Here is a 21263-nt window from a genome sequence, read left to right as displayed (position 1 = left end):
GGCGCTCAGGGACTGTTCTGGCTGGTCTCATCCACCGAAAGCTGGGATTCGAACATCCGGAAGTACCGGCCCCTCAATGCCACGAGTTCCTTGTGTGTTCCTTGCTCCGCAATGCGCCCGTCCTCCAGCATGTACACGATGTCCGCCTTCTCGATGGTGGCCAGGCGATGGCTGATGGCGATGATGGTGCTGCTACGGTCCGCGAACAGCCGGGTGAAGATGCGGTGCTCCGCCAAAGCGTCGATGGCTGATGTGGGTTCATCCATGACCATGAACGAGGCATCGCGGTAGAAGTTACGTGCCATTGCGAGCCGTTGCCATTGGCCGCCTGACAGCCCGCTTCCCTTGCGTCCGCGGGGGTCCTCCATCCAGTTGCTGACATGGTTCTCCAAGCCGTTTGGCAGCTTGTTGATGAACTCCATCGCTTCAGCGTCCGAGGCCGCACGCCGGATGCGGTCATCGTCCCGGGGCTGGTCCACATCGCCGAGGTAGATGTTCTCCGCCGCGGTGGCGAACTCATATTTCAGGAACTCCTGGCTCAGCACTGCGAGGTGCCGGTGCCAGCTGGTGACGTCAATCGTGGTGAGGTCAACGCCGTCGAGCAGAACCTGGCCTGAATCGGGCCGGTACAGTCCCGCCAAAATTCGGATCAGCGTGGATTTACCGGCGCCGTTCTCCCCCACAATCGCGATGTGCTGACCTGCCCTGATGGTCATGGAAATGCCTTTGATGACCTCAATGTCGCTCCCCGTGTAGCTGAACCGGATGTCCCGCAGCTCCACGGTGTTGGGCGACGCGGGCAGAGGCTTTTCTTTCCCGCTGGGCACAGGAAGGGCCGTGAAAAGCTCGTAGTCCTTGAGGTTTGCGAGGTCCTCATCGATTGAACTCAGCGACGAGACAAGGCTGTTGGCGGTGGAGAGCGCGCGGCTCACAATCTGTTGGACATAGAGGAACTGGCCCACCGGCTGTGCCCTGGCGATGATCTGGCCAACCACCCAGATCAGGGACACAACTTCGGCTCCGTACTGCAGGGAGTCTGCGGCCAGCTGCTTGGGAATGTACCGCTTTTGGAAGTCCAGGCGCCTGCGTTCATCAGCATCCCGCAGCCTCGACCTGAGGTCCATGAGGTACCCCACGATCCCGTAAAGGCGCATCTCCGCAATGTGCTGGGGCCGAAGCAGGTTTTGCTCGATCATCCGGCGTTGCCGCCGCGAATCAACCTGTGTGTTCCAGTGCGCGATCTGTTCCCGGGACAGCTTGAACTGGAGGTAGACACTGGGCACGATAGCCACCAGCACAATGACTGCGATCCACCAACTGACCAGCAGCAGGGCACCGATGGCCAGGACCACGGAGACGAACTGCGTGAAGATGGCCGCTATCCGGTCCAGAACGCGCGCATACGAATCGGAGAACCGCTTGGCGCGGTCGTAAAGATCCACCGTTTCCTTGTCGTCGTAGCGCCAGAACTCCAGCGCCAGAAACCGCTGGTACATCATGTCGCCAACGATGGCACCCACTTTGAAGCTCATCAGCTGCTGGATGTAGCGGTCAACGCTGCTGAAGGCCCCCCAGAACAAGCCCAGCGCCGCAGTGATGATGACGTACAGGATGGCCCGGGGGCCGGCGTCGGAGTCTCCCGCGTAACCGGCGGCCAGCGCTGTGGTGGTCAGCGCAGCGAAATAGGTGGTGACCAGCGGCAGCGTGGCCGAAATCAGCGATCCGGCCACCTTCATGATGACCGCCCCAGGTGAGGCTTTGAAGCTCACTTTCAGGACCTGTCCGACGGCGCGTGCGTACGGCCGCAGAGCCAGCTTGCGGGGCGGCGCCTTGCCCGGTTGGCTTGAATTCAGCCGGATCGATTCCGGGTGCCGCGGTTGCGCGGGCTTTTCTGACATGTGCCCAGCCTATTCTTAGGGACCGACAATGATGCGGCGTCCTGTTAAACAACTGTTCCCCGTGGAAACTTCCACGGGGAACAGCCAAGGTAATTGATCAGCGGGAACCGTAGTTAGGTGCCTCGACAGTCATCTGGATGTCATGCGGGTGGGACTCCTTGAGTCCCGCGGGCGTGATCCGGACGAACTTGCCGCGTGCCTTCAGCTCCGGAATGGTGGGAGCGCCGGTGTAGAACATGGTCTGGCGGAGGCCGCCAACCAGCTGGTAAGCCACCGAAGCCAGCGGGCCGCGGAAGGCAACGCGGCCTTCGATACCTTCCGGGATGAGCTTGTCGTCGCCGGAAACGTCCGCTTGGAAGTAGCGGTCCTTGGAGTAGGAGGTGTTCTTGCCACGGGACTGCATGGCGCCCAGGGAGCCCATGCCGCGGTAGCTCTTGAACTGCTTGCCGTTGACGAAGATGAGCTCGCCCGGGGACTCCTCACAGCCTGCGAGGAGGGAGCCCAGCATCACGGTGTCGGCTCCGGCAACCAGTGCCTTGCCAATGTCGCCCGAGTACTGGAGGCCGCCGTCGGCAATCAACGGAACGCCGGCAGGGATTGCTGCCTTCGCGGACTCGTAAATGGCGGTGATCTGCGGCACGCCCACGCCGGCAACCACGCGGGTGGTGCAAATGGATCCCGGGCCCACGCCCACTTTGATGCCGTCGGCGCCGGCGTCGATCAGTGCCTGGGCGCCTTCACGGGTGGCAGCCTGGCCGCCGATGATGTCAACGTGCGCAGCGATGGGATCCGACTTCAGGCGGCGGATCATGTCCAGCACGCCCTGGGAGTGGCCGTTGGCGGTATCGACGAACAGTGCGTCAACGCCGGCGTCGATGAGCTTCATGGCGCGCTCCCAGCCGTCACCGAAGAAACCGATGGCGGCACCCACGCGGAGGCGGCCTTCGTCGTCCTTGGTGGCCAATGGGTACTGCTCTGCCTTGGTGAAGTCCTTGGTGGTGATGAGGCCCATCAGGCGGCCTTGCTCATCAACCAGCGGGAGCTTCTCGATCTTGTTGGTGGCCAGCTTGTGCGAGGCTTCCTCGCGGCTGATGCCCACATGACCGGTGATGAGCGGCATCTTGGTCATGGCGTCGCTGACGCTGCGCAGCGGGAATTCCGATTCCGGGATGAAGCGGGTGTCGCGGTTGGTGACGATACCCAACAGGCGTCCATCGGTGTCCACTACGGGAAGGCCTGAAACGCGGTAGCGGGAACACAGCTCGTCCAGTTCCTGCAGCGTTGCCTGCGGGCCAATGGTCAGCGGGTTGGTGATCATGCCTGATTCGCTGCGCTTGACGCGGTCAACGTGCTCGGCTTGGTCGTCGATGGACAGGTTGCGGTGAACCACGCCCAAACCACCTTGGCGGGCCATGGCGATGGCCATGCGGGACTCGGTGACGGTGTCCATGGCTGCGGACAGCAACGGAGTCTGTACCGAGATGCGCTTGGAAATGCGTGATGAGGTGTCCGCGTCGGACGGGATGACATCCGTGTGGCCGGGGAGCAACAGGACGTCGTCGTAGGTCAGGCCGACAAAGCCAAAGGGATCGTGTTCGGGCTGGGTCATGAGTGTGCGCCTCTTACCTGGGTTCCGGGGGCTTAACTGGTAGGGGTTGCAACTGATGACCAGCCCGTCATTACGGGACTGGCCTGTGCATGAGGTACCTGTGCAGAAGTTACCTGTGCAGAAGGTATTGGATAAATACTAGAACCTCCGCGCCTATCGCCATATTCCGCGACGCCTGACTGTGAGCAATCCCACTGGCGGCAGGCCGGCGTCGTGCGTTTGAAACCGCCGGAGAGCGGGAACCTAGCTGGCTGACCAACCGGTGGCGGCCAGCAGCCGTTCTTCAAACATCGGGATCATGGTTTGCACGTAGGTCTTGGTGAGGTGGTTGTCGTCCTTGTAGACATAGATGTTCCCAACCACAGCCGGACACGTCCCTTGCTCGCAGATGAAGTCGCTCATGTCCATCAGGTAGAGCCGCTCCACCTTGCCGACGTAATCGTCCAACGGTGACGACGCCGCCAGGGACTCTTCAAGCGGCACATTGCAGTCGGGCGAATCTTTGCCCTTCTTCTGGACGCATTCAGGCATGTTGAAGCCGAAACGCGGGTTGTCCCGGACGCCCACTACATCGATTCCTGCGTCTGTGAACGGCTTGATGCCTTCGAGGTACCCGGGCACTTCGGTCTCGAACGGGGCCTCGACGTGCGTCAGCGAAGCTACGGTGAACACGGCATCAGGCTTGTGCTCCATGACGTAAGCGGCACTAGCCTTGTTGAACTCGTTGCAAAAATCGGGCCTCTCCGGAGATTGGGCACCGAAACGGCAGCCACCCTTGAGCAACGTCACCACTTCCCAACCGTGTTCCTTGGCGATCGGACCAAGGGCAGCCGTGTACTGCTGGGAGTGCGAATCACCGAGCACCACAATTCTCTTGGTGACCACATCGGGTTCCTCATTCTGCAGGCAGCCCTCCAGCAGAGGATCGCCGGGCACGTTGTCCCCGGTGCACGGCCCATCGACGTTCGCCCACTCATCCTTCATGGCTGCAGGCGCCGGGATGATCAGGGCCTCTTCGCTCGGCCGACCGGAGTAGTCCGGGGACAACGCGGCAGCACCCGGCGTCAATTCCTGGGGCTGACCAGCAATCGCTGCAGCTTCCGCGGTGATGGCGCTTTGCCAAGCCGTGACCGGCAGTGCCAGCAGCGCACCGCAGGAGACAATCACGACGGCGGCCCGCCAGGACCGCACGTCTGGCCACTTCCAGCTGCGCAGGGGTACTTCCACATACCTTGTGGTGGCAACCGCGAGCAGCAGGGAACCCGCCATGATTCCCAGACCTTGGAGGAGGCTCGGCTGCTTGGTGCCGGAGGCCAGGAGGAAGAACACCAGCATTGGCCAGTGCCACAGGTACAGGGCGTACGAATTGTCTCCCAGCATGACCAGCGGACGCGAGCTCAGGAGACGGTCGGCACCGAACCGGCTCCCGCTTTGCCCGGCGACGATCACGGCGGCGGCTGCGAGGGTGGGCCAAAGGGCTACGAACCCCGGGAACGAGCGGTCCACGGTGAGCATGAGCCCACAGGCGAGCATCGCTGCAATACCGGCCCATCCCAGAAAAACGCGGAGCCTCCGTTTTGGTTTCAGATACGGGATGGCCAGGGCCAGCAGTGAGCCCAAGGCGAACTCCCACAGGCGGGCACGGGTATCAAAGTAGGCGTACGCCTGGTTGGTGGCGGTCTGCTCGATGGAGAACACGAGCGAAGCCACGAAGACGGCACCGAAGGCGATGAACAGCATTTGCCGGTGGGCTACGGCCTTCCGCTGCGGGAACAGCCTGGCCAGCTGCGGCTGCAGAAGGGCGACTCCGGCGAAGATCAGCGGCCACAGAATAAACACCTGGCCCTGCACGGACAGCGACCAAAAATGTTGCAGGGGGCTGGCGTCCACGTGCTGCTGGGCGTAGTAATCCACGGCGAACGCGGCAAGCTGCCAGTTTTGCCGGTACATGAGGGATGCCCACGCCTCCGTGAGCACATCAGGCCACCGGCTCTGCGGGATCAGCGCCCAAGTGCCGGCCAAGACCGCCAGCAGGACGACGACGACGGCAGGCAGCAGCCGCTTGAACACGTGGAGCCAGTGCCGCAAGAGTCTGAGTGGCTTATGACTTTCAAGCTTGCGCGTGAAGGACAACGTCAGCAGGAAAGCCGAGATGAGCAGGAAGACGTCCACGCCGCCCGAAACTTTGCCGAGCCAGATATGGTATGCCGCAACCATGAGCACTGCCAGTGCACGCAAGCCCTGGACCTCCGGACGGAAGCCGGGTTTCGCCGTCGTGCCTTCCTTGCCCGCCGCCGGGGACGTGGCGCTTGCGCGTGTATCCATCATTGTTGCCACCCTGTCGCGGCAAACCACCTTTCATCGAGCATGCCCGCCATGCTCTTGACGTAGGTTTTGGTCAGGTGGTTGTCGTCCAGGTAGACGAACGTATTACCGATGATGGGCGGACAGTAGATTCCCAGGCAGATCAGGTCCGTCATGTCCAAGAGGAACAGGTTCTGGTACTTACCCCTCACGGCGTCAAAGGGGCTGGGTTCGGCCAGGACGTCTGACTTCAGCGGGCGGCAATCAGGGCTGTCCACGCCTTTGGCGAGCGTGCAGTCCGTGAGGCTGTAAGTAAACCGTGGGTTATCCCGCACCGCCACCACCTGGATGCCCAGCCCCGTGACCTCAGGAATGAGGTCCTCGAAACCGTGGGTCAGTCGCTCGTCGGGCAAGGATGACACAGCCGCCGTGCCCACCATGAAGATGGCATCCGGCGCATGGTCCCGGATGTGGCTGCGCACTTCACTGTTGAACTCGTTGCAGCCCGGCTCGGACTCGGGGTCTTCTGTCATGAAGGGACAGGCTCCGGCGAGCAACGAGTAGACGCGCCAATGATGCTGCTCCGCCAACACTTCCAGGGCGGCAAGCCACTGCTGGGAGTGGGAGCTGCCAACTACCAGGACTGTCTTGGTGGCGTCGGCCCCGACGCCGTTCTGCTGGCAGTTGTCCTGAAGCAGCTGCGATTCCGGCTTAATGTCGCCCGAACATCCGTCGGACAGGTTGGCCCAGTCACTCCCAATCCTTTCCGCGGTGGGCTGGGTGAGCGCATTCGGAGCCACTTCATTCACATATGTGGGAAGGAGGGCTTTTGCACCGGGGTTATCGAAGACCATCCGCGCCTCCGCAGCTTGCTGGTCCACGTCCAACCTGTACTGGAAAGCGAGGAGGGGCGCGGACACCACTGCCAGGCAGGCCACGATCGCGATGACCGAGCGGCGGCGCTTCATCTCCGGCCACTTCCACTCACGGAAGGGCTTCTCTATGTACTTGGTGGTCAGGAAAGCCAAGACAAGTGACAGCGCAATAATGGCCGTGCCCGAAAGCCAGCCGGCGTGATCCTTGCCGCTCCAAGCCAAGGCAATCACCAGAATGGGCCAGTGCCAGAGGTAGAGGGCGTAGGAGTTGTCACCGAGCCGGACCAGGAATTTGGAACTCAGGATCCTGTCCACGCCGAAACGGCTCCCCGTCTGACCGGCTGCGATAACCGCGACGGCAGCCAGCGTGGGCCACAAGGCCACGAATCCAGGGAACGCAGTCTGCACCTGCAGAAGGATGCCGCAGGTGAGCATCGCTGCCACCCCAATCCAGCCCAAGGCCACACGGACAGGTTTGGAGAAGTTCAGGGCCGGCAGGATCAAGGCCACCAACGTGCCCAAAGCAAACTCCCACAAACGGGCAAAGGTATCGAAGTACGCCACTGCCTGGTTGTTGGCAGTGAAGATGATGGAGTAAATGAACGAGACCAGGAAAATGATCGCGAAGACGTACACCAGCGTGGCGCGGTAGCGGAGGGCAAAGCGGCGGCACACCAGCGCGACCGTTGCAAAGATGATGGGCCACAAAATGAACACCTGGCCCTGGATGGACAAGGACCAGAAGTGCTGCACAGGGCTCGCCATGCTGTGGTCGGTGGCGTAGTAATCAACTGCCAACTCCTGCAACAGCCTGTTCTCAAAGTAAAACAGCGAAGCCCAGGTTTGCTGGACGATTTCAACCCAGCGCGTGGCCGGCAGGAACGCGAAGGTTGCTGCGAGCGTGCCCACCAGAACTACGACGACGGCGGGCAGGAGCCGCCTGAACAGGTGCAGCCAGTGCCGCAGGAGGTCCATGGGGCGGCCCTGTTTGTAACGTCCCGTGAACTGCAGGGTCATGAGGAACGCTGAGATCAGGAGGAAGACATCAACGCCTCCGGAGACCCTGCCGATCCAGATGTGGTAACTGACCACCATGAGGACTGCGAGGGATCGAAGGCCTTGGATTTCGGGGCGGAACTTAGACTTCGCAACGGGTCCGGTAGCCCGCTTACCGTGGTGGGCAGGGGCTGGAATCGTTGGCGTCGTCACGTTAGGCAGTTCCTCAAAGCTTGTGGCACAAAGCATCAATATTACGCGGATTTAGCCGCGCAACCCATGGTGGAGGGTGTCCCTGGCCGCCATACGAAGCCCCATCAGCACAGGTCCAGCCATACATTCTGCCAGCCCAACCTGAGCGTGACCTGTGCTGATACTTCTTTGCCTCGTTAGCGTTGCCGTTCGGCGCGCCCCCTCCAACGTGACCCATTACACGTTTTATGAGGCTGCCTGGCCCGCTGCGTTTTGCTTCAATACTGGTTCCGTTGCACGGCCTGGATTCCGTTCAGCGAGCCGGCTGGCAAGGTAGCGGGCATCCCTGGTGACTCCGGGAAGCGTTGCCGAGGCTGCCGCGAAAAGGAACTCCTGACCGATGAAATAAACGCCCGGAACGTCGTGGGCCACTCCCCGTGTCTGTTGGGGCTCACCGAGGGCATCGAAGACCGGGAGTTTCACCCACGAGTAGTCCTCGTGGTAACCGGTGCACCAAATGACATTCGAAGCTTCCACACGACTCCCATCGTCCAGGACCGGCCGGCCCTCCGAAACCCCGGCCAGCCTCGGTACCAGGTGCACCCCCGCAGCAACCAGGTCCTTGGTCTTGGTCCGGATTAGTGGTGCCGCCATCGACTTGAATCCGGGAGCCGCCTTGCGACCGATGGGTGTGTTGAGATTCAGGACATGCAAACCGAGGAACCGCACCATGGGAAGGGCGAAGCGTGCAGCCGTCCGGCCATGCCGCATAGGCATCTCACCGCTGGGGCGTCCCGCCAGTTGAGTGGCATGGGATTTGCCAACTTCAAGGGCTATTTCAGCTCCTGAATTGCCCAGCCCCACCACCAGGACGGGGCCATCCTTCAACTGCCCGGGATTCCTGTAGTCCTCTGAATGCAGTTGCAGTATCTCCGAATCCAAATCTCCTGCGAACTGCGGCTTCTTGGGCAGATGGTGTCCTCCTGTAGCAATCACCACGTTGTTGCAGCGCCAGCTGCGATCTCCCGCTGCCACGGTAAACACGTCTCCGACACGATTGATCTGGTCCACGAGGACGTTTGGGACGAAGGGGAGGTCAAAGCGGCGCACATAGTCCTCCAGATAGTCAGCCAGTTGATCCTTTGTGGGGAACGCAAGGTGGTCACCGGGGAAAGGCGCTCCTGGGAGGCCGTCATACTTGGCGGGCGTAAAGAGCCGCAGCGAGTCCCAGCGTTGGCGCCAGGCTTCCCCCGGCCTCCCGTTCTGATCCAGTATCAGGAAGGTCCTGCCTTCCTGGGCCAAGAAGTATCCCAGCGCGAGCCCTGCCTGCCCACCTCCCACGATGATCGTGTCCACTGTCGATTCCAGGTTGGCGTTCATTGTTCTGTCCCTTCAGTTACTGGTTCTCCGATTGGTTCATTGAGAGCGTCGTCAGGGACCTTCCGGTAGCGCAGGCACCACAAGAGCATGAGGGCGGAAGCAACAATGTAGAAGGAGTGCAGCAGCCAAACGGGGCCCGCCGGGAGGTCAAAGACATAGAACGAATGCACTGCATTGGCCACGTTGGTGGTGGCGATGTTGCCGACGCTGTAGGACTCAAGGTCCTTGGTGCGCACAGCTTTGAGAAGCATGGGCAGCATGCTGGCTGCAAAAAGCACTGTGGATACGGTGCCGGCAAGCAGTGGAATGTTCATAACGCCAAGCTATGAGTCCAGCCCCTTACGCCGCGTCGGCAGAATGACGCATTTCAGTACACGCTGCATGGGTATTTCTGCGCAGGAGATGACTGAGGGTCAGTGGATCAGGCCGTGCTCAAAGGCGTAGCCGGTCGCGGCCGCCCTGGAGGGCACCGCGAGCTTGGAAAGAATGTTGCTGACGTGCCGGGCTACCGTCTTTTCGCTGAGGTAAAGCTCGCGGGCGATGGTCCGGTTGGCATTGCCGCCCGCGATCAGGCGCAGGACTTCCAGTTCCCTGCTGGTCAACGGAGATGCGTCCACGCTCGTTTCGCCAGTCAATTCCAAAACATCTGCTGCTGCCGGAGTTGCCCCGAGATCGGCGAACTCTGCTTTTGCGGCTTCAAACTCCATCGCAGCAGAGTCCTGGTCGCCCAGCAAGTTGCAGGCACGGCCCGCCAGCACCCTGCAGCTGGCGGCGCCAAAGGGGGCCTCTAGGCTGTACCAAAGACGCCAAGCTTTCCTCGCCGCGGCCAGGGCCGCATGGGGATTTCCTTCGGCGAGCAGCACGTTGGCTTCAGCCTGGGCAGCGATAGCCTGTTCCAAGGGCCTGCGCGCGTCCCTGACCGGTGCCGCGAATTCGTCGGCCGCTGCGCGTGCCGCTTCAAGATCGCCGGCGGCAAGCTCGATGTCCACCACCGCAGGGAGCAGTCGACGGCGGTTGGCAGGATCCGCGCCGGACATCGCTCGGCGCACCATGGATTGGGCTTGTGCTGCCTTGTGCTGCCTGACGAGCATGAGGGCCAACCCCGGCAGTGCTTCGAAGCCGGTCTCGGCGGCTTTGGCATAGGCCGAGGCCGCTTCTTCATCAAGGCCGGTCAGGCGAAAGAGCTCGCCTTGAAAGTACCAGGCGCCCCAAGTCGCTTCGGGGTCGCCGTGTCGAGAACGGTCTTGGGCGATCTTGAGTGCCGCCATGGCTTCCTCCCAAGCTCCATGGAGGATGAACAACTCGGCCCTGTGCGTTTGGCATTGCCCGCTGAACATGACCATGTCAGGCTGCTGCCCGCACCAGCGTGCCAGCGCAGCCGTCCACTCGTGCGCGCGCTGCACGTCCAAGGTCAGGCGGCAGCTTCCGATCACAGCGCAGTAGATGATGCCCGAGGGGATGGGCGAGACTTCCCCGGCGCTTACGGCGACCATCGCTTCGTCCAGGAAACCGAGGCCTTCATCGGGGAATCCCAAGTTGATCCGGGCAGTCCCAACGCCCAACTGCCCCAACGCCGTCAGGTCACGGTCGTGGAACCGCTGTCCCAAGGCCAAAGCGCGGCTGAAGAGCTCGTTGCTGGTCTCCGGATTCCCTCCATACAGTGCTCCCAGTGCTGTCGGGATCAGGACGTAGCCCTCGGCTTCCGTGGGGTCTACCATTCCGTCCAGCATGCGCTTGGCACGGGACAACCAGCCGGAACCCCGCGCCTGTTCCCCGAGGTTCATGAGGTAGAGGACCAGCCACGCTGCACAGCGGGCCGCCCCTGCCATATCCCCCACGGTCACGTACTCGTCATGGGCTCTCGTCAGGTAGGCGACGCCCTCCGATTCCTTACCCAGGAGCATCGCCACGGATGCCACCAGCTCAATGTCTTGGGGAGGCAGACCACCCTCTGCGTCCGCGCGGGCAAGGCAATCCAGAGCATCGCTCCAGCGATGCTCGGAGAACGCCGAGCGTCCCAGGTCCAAGGCTGTGGCAGGCATCGTCATGGCTCACCTTGCGGCGACGATGCACCCCGGTGACGCACCCAAGCCGCCGTATTAGCGTCAGGTTACCGCCGCCGTCGTACGCTCACAATAGCCGCCCCGCGCAAAGCCGCAGACAACAAAAGCCCCGGTCAACGTGACCGGGGCTTTTGTAAAACAGGCCGTTAGTGCTGGTGGCCTGCGTGTGCGTCTTCTTCCTCAGCCGGCTTCTCGGCAACCAGGGTCTCGGTGGTGAGAACCAGGGCAGCGATGGAAGCGGCGTTGCGGAGAGCCGAACGGGTGACCTTGACGGGGTCGATCACGCCAGCGGCGATCAGGTCCTCGTACTCGCCGGACTTGGCGTTGAAGCCGTGGTTGGCTTCGAGCTCGGAAACCTTGGCAACAACAACAAAGCCGTCGAAGCCTGCGTTCTGGGCGATCCAGCGCAGCGGCTGAACCAGGGCGCGGCGGACGATGCCCACAGCAGCTGCTGCGTCGCCTTCGAGCGCCTTCACGGCCGGGGACTCGTCCAGTGCCTTGAGGGCGTGGATGAGAGCGGAACCGCCACCGGAAACGATGCCTTCTTCGAGGGCTGCACGCGTGGAGGAAACTGCGTCCTCGATGCGGTGCTTCTTTTCCTTCAGCTCAACCTCGGTGGCTGCGCCAACCTTGATCACGCCGATGCCGCCGGCCAGCTTGGCCAGGCGTTCCTGCAGCTTTTCCTTGTCCCAGTCGGAGTCCGTCCGGGTGAGCTCAGCACGCAACTGTGCAACGCGGTCGGCAACGTCCTGGGCCGTGCCGGCGCCGTCAACGATGGTGGTGTTGTCCTTGGTCACCGTGATGCGGCGCGCAGTACCAAGCACCTCCAGGCCAACGGTGTCCAAGGTCAGGCCGAGGTCCGGGGAAACAACCTGGGCGCCCGTGAGCGTGGCGATGTCCTGGAGCATGGCCTTGCGGCGGTCGCCGAAGCCCGGAGCCTTGACGGCAACAACGTTGAGCGTGCCGCGGATGCGGTTGACGATCAGCGTGGAAAGGGCTTCGCCTTCGATGTCTTCAGCGATGATGAAGAGCGGCTTGTTTGCCTGCAGGGCCTTCTCCAGCAGCGGCAGGAAGTCCTGCAGCGAGGAGATCTTGCCCTGGTTGATCAGGATGAGGGCGTCCTCAAGGACGGCTTCCTGGCGCTCAGCGTCGGTGACGAAGTACGGGGAAAGGTAGCCCTTGTCGAACTGCATGCCCTCGGTGAGGACCAGTTCGGTCTGGGTGGTGGAGGACTCTTCAATGGTGATCACACCATCCTTGCCAACCTTGCCGAATGCTTCAGCCAGCAGTTCGCCAACTTCGTCGCTCTGCGCGGAGATGGCTGCAACGCTGGCAACCTGGGTGCCTTCAACTTCGCGGGCGTTCTCCAGGAGGCGGGCGGCGACGGCTTCGACGGATACCTCGATGCCGCGCTTGATCTCGCCCGGAGCTGCGCCGGCAGCAACGTTGCGGAGGCCTTCCTTGACCAGCGCCTGTGCCAGCACGGTAGCCGTGGTGGTGCCGTCACCGGCGACGTCGTTGGTCTTGGTGGCTACTTCCTTGGCCAGCTGTGCGCCAAGGTTCTCGTAGGGGTCGTCAAGCTCAACTTCGCGGGCGATGGTCACGCCGTCGTTGGTGATCGTGGGAGCGCCCCACTTCTTGTCCAGCACGACGTTGCGGCCGCGCGGGCCAAGCGTCACCTTGACAGTGTTGGCGAGCTTGTCGATACCGGCCTCAAGAGACCGGCGGGCAGCATCGTTAAAAGCAAGCTGCTTTGCCATGGTTGTGTCCTTTCAAGACAGAAAACCCGCACCGCTGACGGGTTGGAATGATTCCAACGCGGCGGCGGTGCGGGGCTCCGGGAAGTTACTTTACGACGATCGCAAGGACGTCGCGGGCGGACAGAACGAGGTACTCGTTGCCGCCGGTCTTGACTTCGGTTCCACCGTACTTGGAGTAGATGACGACGTCGCCAACAGCTACGTCAACCGGTACGCGGTTGCCGTTGTCATCGAAGCGGCCGGGGCCGATTGCAACAACTTCGCCTTCCTGCGGCTTCTCCTGTGCGGAGTCCGGAATTACCAGGCCGGAAGCCGTGGTCTGCTCTGCTTCGAGCGGGCGAACAACAATACGATCCTCAAGAGGCTTAATCGAGACCGACACTCGGACTCTCCTTTTCATGAGCTGATTCATGGACTAAGAACTAGGGTGCCGGAGCGTACAACCGTCGTCGCGGTGCCGGAAGACGCTTGGCGTGATTAGCACCCTCCGGGGGAGAGTGCTAACAAGACTCTATGTAAGCGTTAGCACTCGGTCAAGGTGAGTGCCAGCATTTCGTCATGGGTGAACGTCCGTCACCTGCCGGTGAGGTCGTCCAGATCGTAGTCTTCGCCGTCATCGTCTTCGTCCAGCAGAGCGTTGCCACGGTTCAGATACAGCACCACGGCGGCGGCAACGGCCACGACGCCGGAGATCACCAGCGTGATGATTCCACCGGTCCTGGCTCCGCTGTAAAGTTCGCGGATGCCTCGCGCTTCATCCGTGGCGTCATTGACGCTTTTGCCAGCGACGGAGTAGGTGGCGGCATTGAAGGAATCCAACGCGAAGATAATGACGAGCAGGCCGATGCACACCACCGCGATCACTCCCCCTGCTATGAGGGCGGGGCGCGCGAATTTTGCCATGGTTGAGGGGTGCGGGGCTGCGTTGTCTTCCATGAAAACAACCTTATCGGGCTGATTAGCCGGTCACGCTGTCAAGTGCCGCGCCGTTAGGCTTGATCCCATGCCTCACGCACCGCAGGAACAGATCGCCCCCTTGCTGACCACTGAAGGATGGGAACTTCTTGCCTCCCTGGGGCCCTACCGGGAGGCCGATTCGTTCAGCGTCAACGCGCACCTTCGGAAGGCCGGTCACTCCCCCGAACTCGTGGCCGCGGTGCTCACGCAATCCCGGCTGCGGACACGCGCAGAGGCAAAGTTCGGCGAGTTTGCCCGGCAGATGCTGTTCACCCAAGCCGGTTTGGAACAGGCCACGCGATTGAACGTCGCAGCCCGGCACGCGGAGCGCTTTGCGAAGGCCGGCATCTCGCACGTTGCAGACCTCGGCTGCGGCCTTGGCGCCGATTCCATGGCGATGGCGTCAATGGACATTTCCGTGACCGCCGTTGAGATGGATGAAACCACTGCCGCCTGCGCCACCATCAATCTCATGCCCTTCCCGCATGCCACCGTGGTGCATGCGGATGCAACCTCCGTAGAGTTGGACGGGATGGACGGGGTATGGCTGGATCCTGCCCGCCGAACCACGTCCACGTCCGGAACCAAGCGGATTTGGGATCCTGAAGCCTTCTCTCCCCCGCTGTCCTTCGTAGAACGTCTGGCGGCGACCGGCCGCGCTATCGGCGTCAAGATGGGTCCCGGCATTCCCCACGACTCCGTGCCCCCAGGCTGTGAAGCCCAGTGGGTCTCAGTGGGCGGAGACGTCACCGAAGTGACCCTCTGGTTCAACGCTGTGGCGCGCCCCGGCGTGCGTCGGGCCGCGCTGGTGATCGGCAACCAGGGCGCCGCTGAAATCACCAGCGGCGCGGATTTCGACGGCGGTCCGGTAGCCGTCGTCGGGCCCGTTGAGGGCTTCCTCTACGAACCGGATGGTGCGGTGATCCGCGCAGGACTGGTGGCCGACGTCGCCGAAAGGCTGGGCGGGCACCTCGTGGACGAGCACATCGCCTACATCTGCGCCCCCGAGCTTCACGACACCCCTTTCGCCCGCGCCTTCAAGGTGCTTGAGGTGATGCCGTACAACGTCAAGGCCCTGAAGGCCTGGGTGAAAAACCAGGGCATCACTGTGCTGGACATCAAGAAGCGCGGCACTGCCGTGACGCCGGAAGAACTTCGGAAGCAATTGCTGCCTGCCAAGCCCGTCAAAGGCAAGGATGCGAAAACAGCCACCCTGGTCCTCACCAGGATCGGCGAGGAAAGAGTGGCTGTTGTCGTGGAGCCGGTGACGGCCTAGAGCGTCAGCGGCGCGAGAACTCCGAGGCTTCCCGGACCTGCTCGGCGCTAGGTCGCACACCCGTGTACAGGACAAACTGCTCCTCAGCCTGGATGGCGATGACCTCGGCACCCGTGATCACAGGCTTACCGGCGGAGCGTGCGGCGGAGATAAGGGGCGTCTCCGAAGGCAAGGCGACGACGTCGAACACCACCTGTGCAGCGGCGATCGTGGCGTCGTCGAAGGACTGGGCGGTTTCATCCGCACCTGCCATTCCCAGCGGCGTGACGTTAATGATGAGATCGGCTGTGGAGCCGTTGACGTCATCCTGCCAAGCGAAGCCGTAGAGATCTGCCAGCGCGCGGCCGGTGTCCTCGTTGCGGGCCACGATGGTGACGGCGGTGAACCCGGCGTCCCGAAGTGCTGCGGCTACGGCCTTCGCCATGCCGCCTGCACCGCGGAGGAGCACGCTGTGGCTGTTGGGAACCTGATGGTCCTTCAGCAGCCGGGCAATGGCGATGTAGTCCGTGTTGTAGGCAGTCAGCACGCCATTGTCGTTGACGATGGTGTTCACCGAATCGATGGCCTTGGCCGACGGGTCCATGACGTCAACCAGCGGGATGACGGCTTCCTTGTACGGCATGGACACCGCGGCGCCCCGGATCGGGAGGCCGCGGATGCCAGCCACTGCAAGGGCGATGTCCGCCGGGGCGAATGCCTTGTAGACAAAGTTCAGGCCGAGCAGATCGTACAAATAATTGTGGAACCTGGTCCCGATATTGCTGGGCCGGGCCGCAAGCGAAATGCACAGGGACATGTCTTTGTTCAGGATTGGCATTCCCCCATTAAACACGCCCATTTATCAGCGACGTGCGGTTAGCCCTGCCGCGCCTTCATCCGCGGGTTGTTCTTGTTGATGACGAACGTCCGTCCACGCCTGCGGACAATTTGCGCACCGGGGATCTTCTTGAGGGCACGCAGCGAATTCCTGACCTTCATGGTGTTTCTCCTTTGGTTGGGTGTTTGGTTTAGAGGGCGTCGCTGAGTTCCACGGGGTCGTCCCAGACGCCGAAGTCCTGCTTCATTTCAGCCTGGGTGAGTTGGCAACTGTCCAGGAGGTCGCGAAATTCCCGGGCGTCGATGTCCTCCGAACGGCCGGTGATCGCCAGCACAGTTCCACGGTCGCCGTGGCTGGGGTGCCAGTCCAGGACAGAGTCGACGTCGGCACCCGTCTTTCCGGGGTGTGCCTGGCCAGGTTCGGCCGAGTCCGCCAGCCATTTCCCGGTACTTTCGAGCCAGACCCGCGGCCCAATACCTTGGACGGCGATCCGCGTTTTCGGCGCGGATGCGATCCAAAGACGGCCACGCAGCCAGTGCGTTCCAGCCGCCAATTGGGGCAGTGCTTCACGGAAACGTCCCGGATGCAGCGGACGGCCCGCCCTGTGCAGCACCGTGCGGAAGGAACCCTCCGCTTCAATGACGGGCACCCGCACCACGCCGGGCCGGTTACGGGCCGCTGCCTCGGCGTCGTCGAAGCAGCCCGGCCGGTATTCGTCAGCGGCGCCAACAACGCCGGCATGGGACGCCAGCTGGCCGAGTAGTTCGACACCGAGCAGCCACTGCGCGGAACCTTCGCGAGGATCACCGGTGAGCACAGCCCCCAATCCAGGGTGCACCATGACGGTGTCCACCTGCCCGAACTCGCCGATCAGAAATTCTCCGCTGGTGCGCTCATCAGTGGGCATGGAGGTGAAACCGGATTCGAACAGCGTGTGACGGTCCCATATATGGTCGTCCAGGTCTACCGGGTCCAGGGCCAGCACGGCGTTGTCGATCACAGCCGGGCGACTCAGGCCACGCCGCAGCTCGGTAACGGCCATCCCTGCCGCAACGCCGGGCGGGAGGCCCAGCACTACGTGGTCGAAACCGCATGAGGCGAGACGTTCCGCCGTCGGGACTACGTCCAACCTGACAGTGCAGCTGAGGCAACCATGCTCCAGCTGTGTGGTTTCGCGCTCGAACAGCTGACCGTCCCGGTAGACGCGACGCAGGACCAAGGAGCCATCCAGCAGATCGTGAAGGACCACCACGGAGTTGGTGTGGGTTTGGCCGAGCCTGGCAGCGGCTGACTCCCGGCATTGACTGTCCAGTGAACTGACGACTGTGAGATGCATGCGCTTATTCTATTGAGAAGCATTCTCAATAGCAAATGACCGGCCCTCTCCCGTAAGGCCCCAGCAGCAACCTGTGTTCCCGCTGCATTAGACTTGATCCGACCGCTGGCGGCCCCACAGCGGGGAACCGTGCCCGGCAGAGACAAGACAATGAGGGGACTACGTGCAGATTGATTTTGCGCCATCCAGGCAATCGACACTGGGTGTGGAATGGGAGTTGGCGCTCGTCAATGCACGCACCGGGGAATTGGTATCAGTGGCCAACGACGTCCTGAAGGGCGTCGCAGCGAACCACCCCGACCTCAACGAGGACGACGAACACCCCCATATCAAGCGCGAGCTGCTCCTCAACACGGTGGAACTGGTCACCGGCATTTGCGAGACCGTCAAGGACGCCAAAGAGGACCTCAGCCGATCCCTCGCCGCCGTCCGTGAAGTCACCGATCCCATGGGCGTGGAAGTATTCTGCGCAGGCAGCCACCCGTTCAGCCCTCCCCTGCTCCAGCCCGTAACGGACAAGGAGCGCTACGCCAAACTGATCGAGCGGACCCAATGGTGGGGACGCCAAATGGTGATCTACGGCGTTCACGTCCACGTGGGCATCGACCACCGAGACAAGGTCCTTCCCATTCTGGACGGCTTGGTCAACTACTTCCCGCACTTCCAAGCCCTGTCCGCCTCCAGCCCTTACTGGGCTGGAGAAGAAACCGGCTACGCGTCACAGCGCGCACTCATGTTCCAGCAGCTTCCCACTGCCGGGCTTCCCTTCCAGTTCGAAACATGGGAAGCCTACGAGTCCTACGTCCAGGACATGTTCACCACAGGTGTCATTGATGCGACGTCGGAAATCCGTTGGGATATCCGGCCGGTGGCGAACCTGGGCACTATTGAAATGCGCATCTGCGACGGCTTGGCCACCCTTGAAGAAGTAGGCGCCATCGCTGCGCTGACGCAATGCCTGGTGGACGAGTTCTCCTCCATCCTCGACGCCGGCGGCAGCATCCCCACCATGCCCCCATGGCATGTGCAGGAGAACAAATGGCGTGCCGCACGCTACGGCATGGAAGCGATCATCATCCTCGACGCCGAGGGCAACGAGCAGTTGGTCACGGAGCACCTCGCGGAAACCGTCTCGCGGCTGGAACCCGTGGCAGCCAAGCTCGGCTGCTCGGAAGAACTGGCCGACGTCTTGAAGATCATCCAGCGCGGAGCAAGCTACCAGCGCCAGCGCCGCGTCGCCGCAGAACACAACGGAGACCTGCAAGCAGTGGTGATGGACCTCGTGCAACAGATGCGCAAGGGGCCTGACGCTTAGGCGAATTGCCACAGAGGCAGGTGACGCGATTGACGAGACTTACGGGGACTGCACTTTGCAGGACGCCTTCGACGGGTCTCGTTTCGTCCTAGGCGCCGAAGAGCTTCTTGCTGATGAAGTTGTTTCGCCTGGTCGATTTCGTTGGGTGTGCCGGCTTTGCGATTCTGCCATTCGTGCTGAGGGAAAACACCTGCGCCTTCACCGATGAACCCCAGAGCGGACGGTGCTGCATGCCCGCCGTCGTAGCCGGGGCCGCCGAGCCAACCGGCTTTGCGCTGCTGATAGCCGTTACGGTTCGCGTCGCCGACGAGGGTTGAGACGACATGGCCCTTGGCCGATACGGGGTGCCCGTCACTGTCCATCTTGATAGTGAACGTGTTCTGCAGACCACCGTCGACCTGGACAACGACGTTGTAGGTGACGTTGGGCATGGGCTTGTTCAGCTCCACGGACCAGGCACCTCTGACTCCGGCGTAAGTGTTAGCTGAACTTAGCCGTCCACCCATGACTGGTGTCGTTCGTACTATGCTCCGAAGAGCTTTTTGCTGATCCTGGCGAAGATGCCGGAAGTGGGCCATCGGAAACGACGCTGATCCACTGGTGGCAGACCTTCGGGTTGCGACAAAGAGGACTGCAAAGGCCGCAACGTCGTCAAGCGCAAGTTCAACACCTTCAAGCAGTGCCAGGCTCGGACTGTGCAGTAGGACATTCCCCCCACTCACCAGCCGCAGCGGCACGGTCCGCAGAGCCGATCGAGCATCCGGCTGCGAGCTCGAGGGGTCGGTCCCGACGACTAGTTTCGGCCATGGCGCCTGCCCTGATGGAGAAGCTCAGGCGGGCACTGACACCGTAGTCACCGGCATGGAGGAATCCGGCGCGAAGGAAACTCCACTGGGACTGATGCCGGCCATGATCAGCTGGGCACCAAGCGCAGCAACCATAGCCCCGTTATCCGTGCACAGGCCCAGCGGCGGAACATGCAGCGTGATCCCGGCGGAGGCACAACGCTGCCCAGTCAACTCGCGGAGCCTCGAGTTCGCTGCCACACCCCCACCGAGCAGGACGTCCGTGATGCCGTGCTCTTTGCAAGCCAGGACTGCCTTCGAACTGATGACGTCCACCACGGCTTCCTGGAACGCTGCTGCAATGTCTGCCACGGGGACTTCCTCGCCACGGGCTTCGAACTGCTCAACACACCGGGCCACCGCTGTTTTCAGGCCGCTGAAAGACCAGTCGTAGCGGTGCGGCCCCTTCTCCTCCGCCGTACCCATGTACTTGGGCTGAGTGAGTCCGCGCGGGAAACGGATGGACTTGGGGTTTCCTTGGCGCGCCAGCTTGTCGATTGCAGGCCCACCCGGGTAGCCGAGGCCAAGGATGCGGGCCACTTTGTCATAGGCTTCACCGGCGGCGTCGTCGATGGTTGACCCCAGGAGTTCCACGTCATCCGTGATGCTCCGGATGCGCAGGATTTCCGTGTGCCCACCCGATACCAGCAATGCCCCGAGGTTCTCCGGGAGCTTGCCTGCACCCAAGCCGGCGGCAGCAACGGCGTCGTGCTTTCCTTCCGAAACCCGGTTGCCGTCCAGCAGTCCCACCCCAACGTGTGCCACCAAATGGTTGATCGCGTACAGCGGCTTGCCGGTGGCAACGGCCAGCGCCTTCGCGGCACAAACACCCACCATGAGCGCACCGGCCAGGCCCGGGCCGGACGTGACGGCTATGGCGTCGATGTCCTCCAAGGTGACACCGGCCTCTTGCAGTGACTCCTGCAAGGTGGGCACAAAGGCGTCCAAGTGCGCGCGCGAAGCGATCTCCGGGATGACCCCGCCAAAGCGGACATGCTCATCCATTGACGAGGACACGGTGTTGGTCAAAAGGGTGGTACCCCGCACGATTCCAACACCGGTCTCGTCGCAGGATGACTCGATGCCAAGCACCAGCGGCTGCTTCTGCTGTTCCGGAAATGGCCGGCTCACGCTGTGGCTCCTTCTTGGGACTCATGTTTGTTCAGTTCAAGACGCATGATCAGGGCATCAGTACCGTCCCGGTAATAGCGGGGACGCACGTGGATCTGCTCGAAGCCGAAGCGCAAGTACAGTTGCTGGGCGCGGGGGTTATCCGCCCGGACTTCCAGCAGGACGTCTGCCGCACGGCGGCGCCGCGCTTCATCAATCAGTTCCGTCAGGATGGCCGAGCCGATTCCCTTGCCTTCGAATTCAGGCACGACGGCGATCGTCTGGACGTCCGCGATCGGCTCGATGCACATCAATCCGGCGTAGGCCACGATCTCCCCTGCAACCTCGGCCACCACATAGCGCCGGGTCTCGGGCTGGGCCAACTCATCGAAGAACATCTGCAGGGGCCACGCGTCCACGGGGAACAACCGGCGCTCCAAGGCCTCCACCGCCGGGATGTCGGCCTCCGTCATGTCGCGCAAGGAAACCCCGGCGAGTTCCAGCTTGGGTGACAGTTTCACAGTGCCCCT

General features: G+C 62.3%; 18 protein-coding genes. 2 read left to right on the top strand and 16 right to left on the bottom strand.

Annotated features, from left to right (window positions below; all coding sequences use genetic code 11):
• Positions 1-5: 5 nt before the first annotated feature.
• From J3A64_RS02390 to J3A64_RS02345, 10 genes are all read right to left on the bottom strand, one after another.
• Complete coding sequence (locus J3A64_RS02390) at positions 6-1898, bottom strand: ABC transporter ATP-binding protein (RefSeq protein ID WP_210063564.1); 1893 nt, start codon at positions 1896-1898, stop codon at positions 6-8.
• Positions 1899-1995: 97 nt separating this feature from the next.
• On the bottom strand, positions 1996-3507 hold the full coding sequence (guaB, locus tag J3A64_RS02385) for an IMP dehydrogenase (protein ID WP_011775516.1): 1512 nt from the start codon (positions 3505-3507) through the stop codon (positions 1996-1998).
• Positions 3508-3750: 243 nt separating this feature from the next.
• Entirely contained in the window at positions 3751-5835 is a 2085-nt protein-coding gene (locus tag J3A64_RS02380; RefSeq protein WP_014922351.1) for an acyltransferase family protein, read from the bottom strand.
• On the bottom strand, positions 5832-7931 hold the full coding sequence (locus J3A64_RS02375) for an acyltransferase family protein (protein ID WP_210063563.1): 2100 nt from the start codon (positions 7929-7931) through the stop codon (positions 5832-5834). Before J3A64_RS02375 ends, J3A64_RS02380 begins: the two co-directional genes overlap by 4 nt.
• Positions 7932-8120: 189 nt before the next feature.
• Complete coding sequence (locus J3A64_RS02370; RefSeq protein WP_014922353.1) at positions 8121-9254, bottom strand: NAD(P)/FAD-dependent oxidoreductase; 1134 nt, start codon at positions 9252-9254, stop codon at positions 8121-8123.
• Positions 9251-9568: a hypothetical protein gene (locus J3A64_RS02365; protein ID WP_011775520.1), complete on the bottom strand. Its 318-nt coding sequence runs from the start codon at positions 9566-9568 to the stop codon at positions 9251-9253. The genes J3A64_RS02370 and J3A64_RS02365 overlap by 4 nt, the downstream gene beginning before the upstream one ends.
• A gap of 99 nt (positions 9569-9667) precedes the next feature.
• On the bottom strand, positions 9668-11302 hold the full coding sequence (locus J3A64_RS02360; protein WP_210063562.1) for a response regulator transcription factor: 1635 nt from the start codon (positions 11300-11302) through the stop codon (positions 9668-9670).
• A gap of 161 nt (positions 11303-11463) precedes the next feature.
• Positions 11464-13077, bottom strand: coding sequence for a chaperonin GroEL (groL, locus tag J3A64_RS02355; RefSeq protein ID WP_011775523.1), 1614 nt, complete (start codon positions 13075-13077; stop codon positions 11464-11466).
• A gap of 85 nt (positions 13078-13162) precedes the next feature.
• The gene (groES, locus tag J3A64_RS02350) at positions 13163-13459 is read right to left on the bottom strand and encodes a co-chaperone GroES (RefSeq protein WP_011775524.1); all 297 of its coding nucleotides are present in this window, start codon (positions 13457-13459) and stop codon (positions 13163-13165) included.
• A gap of 191 nt (positions 13460-13650) precedes the next feature.
• Positions 13651-14013 (bottom strand): hypothetical protein, encoded by a 363-nt coding sequence (locus J3A64_RS02345; RefSeq protein WP_210063561.1) that lies wholly within the window; start codon positions 14011-14013, stop codon positions 13651-13653.
• Between the two features lie 67 nt (positions 14014-14080).
• On the opposite strand from J3A64_RS02345, the gene J3A64_RS02340 reads away from it, so the two are divergent.
• Positions 14081-15310: a class I SAM-dependent methyltransferase gene (locus J3A64_RS02340; protein WP_014922356.1), complete on the top strand. Its 1230-nt coding sequence runs from the start codon at positions 14081-14083 to the stop codon at positions 15308-15310.
• Positions 15311-15314: 4 nt separating this feature from the next.
• Here J3A64_RS02340 and J3A64_RS02335 read toward each other — a convergent pair whose 3' ends face one another.
• The 3 genes from J3A64_RS02335 to J3A64_RS02325 are packed head-to-tail and all read right to left on the bottom strand — an operon-like array spanning position 15315 to position 17463.
• Positions 15315-16127 carry a shikimate 5-dehydrogenase gene (locus J3A64_RS02335; protein WP_083773647.1) on the bottom strand — a complete coding sequence of 271 codons (813 nt, stop codon included), beginning with the start codon at positions 16125-16127 and terminating at the stop codon, positions 15315-15317.
• A gap of 38 nt (positions 16128-16165) precedes the next feature.
• Complete coding sequence (gene ykgO / locus J3A64_RS02330) at positions 16166-16288, bottom strand: type B 50S ribosomal protein L36 (RefSeq protein ID WP_011775528.1); 123 nt, start codon at positions 16286-16288, stop codon at positions 16166-16168.
• Between the two features lie 29 nt (positions 16289-16317).
• Positions 16318-17463 carry a GTP-binding protein gene (locus J3A64_RS02325; RefSeq protein WP_210063560.1) on the bottom strand — a complete coding sequence of 382 codons (1146 nt, stop codon included), beginning with the start codon at positions 17461-17463 and terminating at the stop codon, positions 16318-16320.
• Between the two features lie 163 nt (positions 17464-17626).
• On the opposite strand from J3A64_RS02325, the gene J3A64_RS02320 reads away from it, so the two are divergent.
• The gene (locus J3A64_RS02320; RefSeq protein ID WP_011775530.1) at positions 17627-18778 is read left to right on the top strand and encodes a glutamate--cysteine ligase; all 1152 of its coding nucleotides are present in this window, start codon (positions 17627-17629) and stop codon (positions 18776-18778) included.
• Here the strand turns inward: J3A64_RS02320 and J3A64_RS23580 are convergent.
• The 3 genes from J3A64_RS23580 to rimI form a co-directional block, all read right to left on the bottom strand.
• Positions 18775-19227, bottom strand: coding sequence for a hypothetical protein (locus J3A64_RS23580; protein ID WP_286139763.1), 453 nt, complete (start codon positions 19225-19227; stop codon positions 18775-18777). The genes J3A64_RS02320 and J3A64_RS23580 overlap by 4 nt on opposite strands.
• Before the next feature lie 381 nt (positions 19228-19608).
• Positions 19609-20754: a tRNA (adenosine(37)-N6)-threonylcarbamoyltransferase complex transferase subunit TsaD gene (gene tsaD / locus J3A64_RS02310; protein ID WP_014922360.1), complete on the bottom strand. Its 1146-nt coding sequence runs from the start codon at positions 20752-20754 to the stop codon at positions 19609-19611.
• Entirely contained in the window at positions 20751-21254 is a 504-nt protein-coding gene (gene rimI, locus J3A64_RS02305) for a ribosomal protein S18-alanine N-acetyltransferase (protein ID WP_014922361.1), read from the bottom strand. The genes tsaD and rimI overlap by 4 nt, the downstream gene beginning before the upstream one ends.
• Between the last annotated feature and the right edge of the window lie 9 nt (positions 21255-21263).

Origin of the sequence: Pseudarthrobacter sp. PvP004, from assembly GCF_017876035.1 — a bacterium.
Taxonomy (GTDB): Bacteria; Actinomycetota; Actinomycetes; order Actinomycetales; family Micrococcaceae; genus Arthrobacter; species Arthrobacter aurescens_A.
This window is presented reverse-complemented; position numbering and strand designations above follow the sequence as displayed.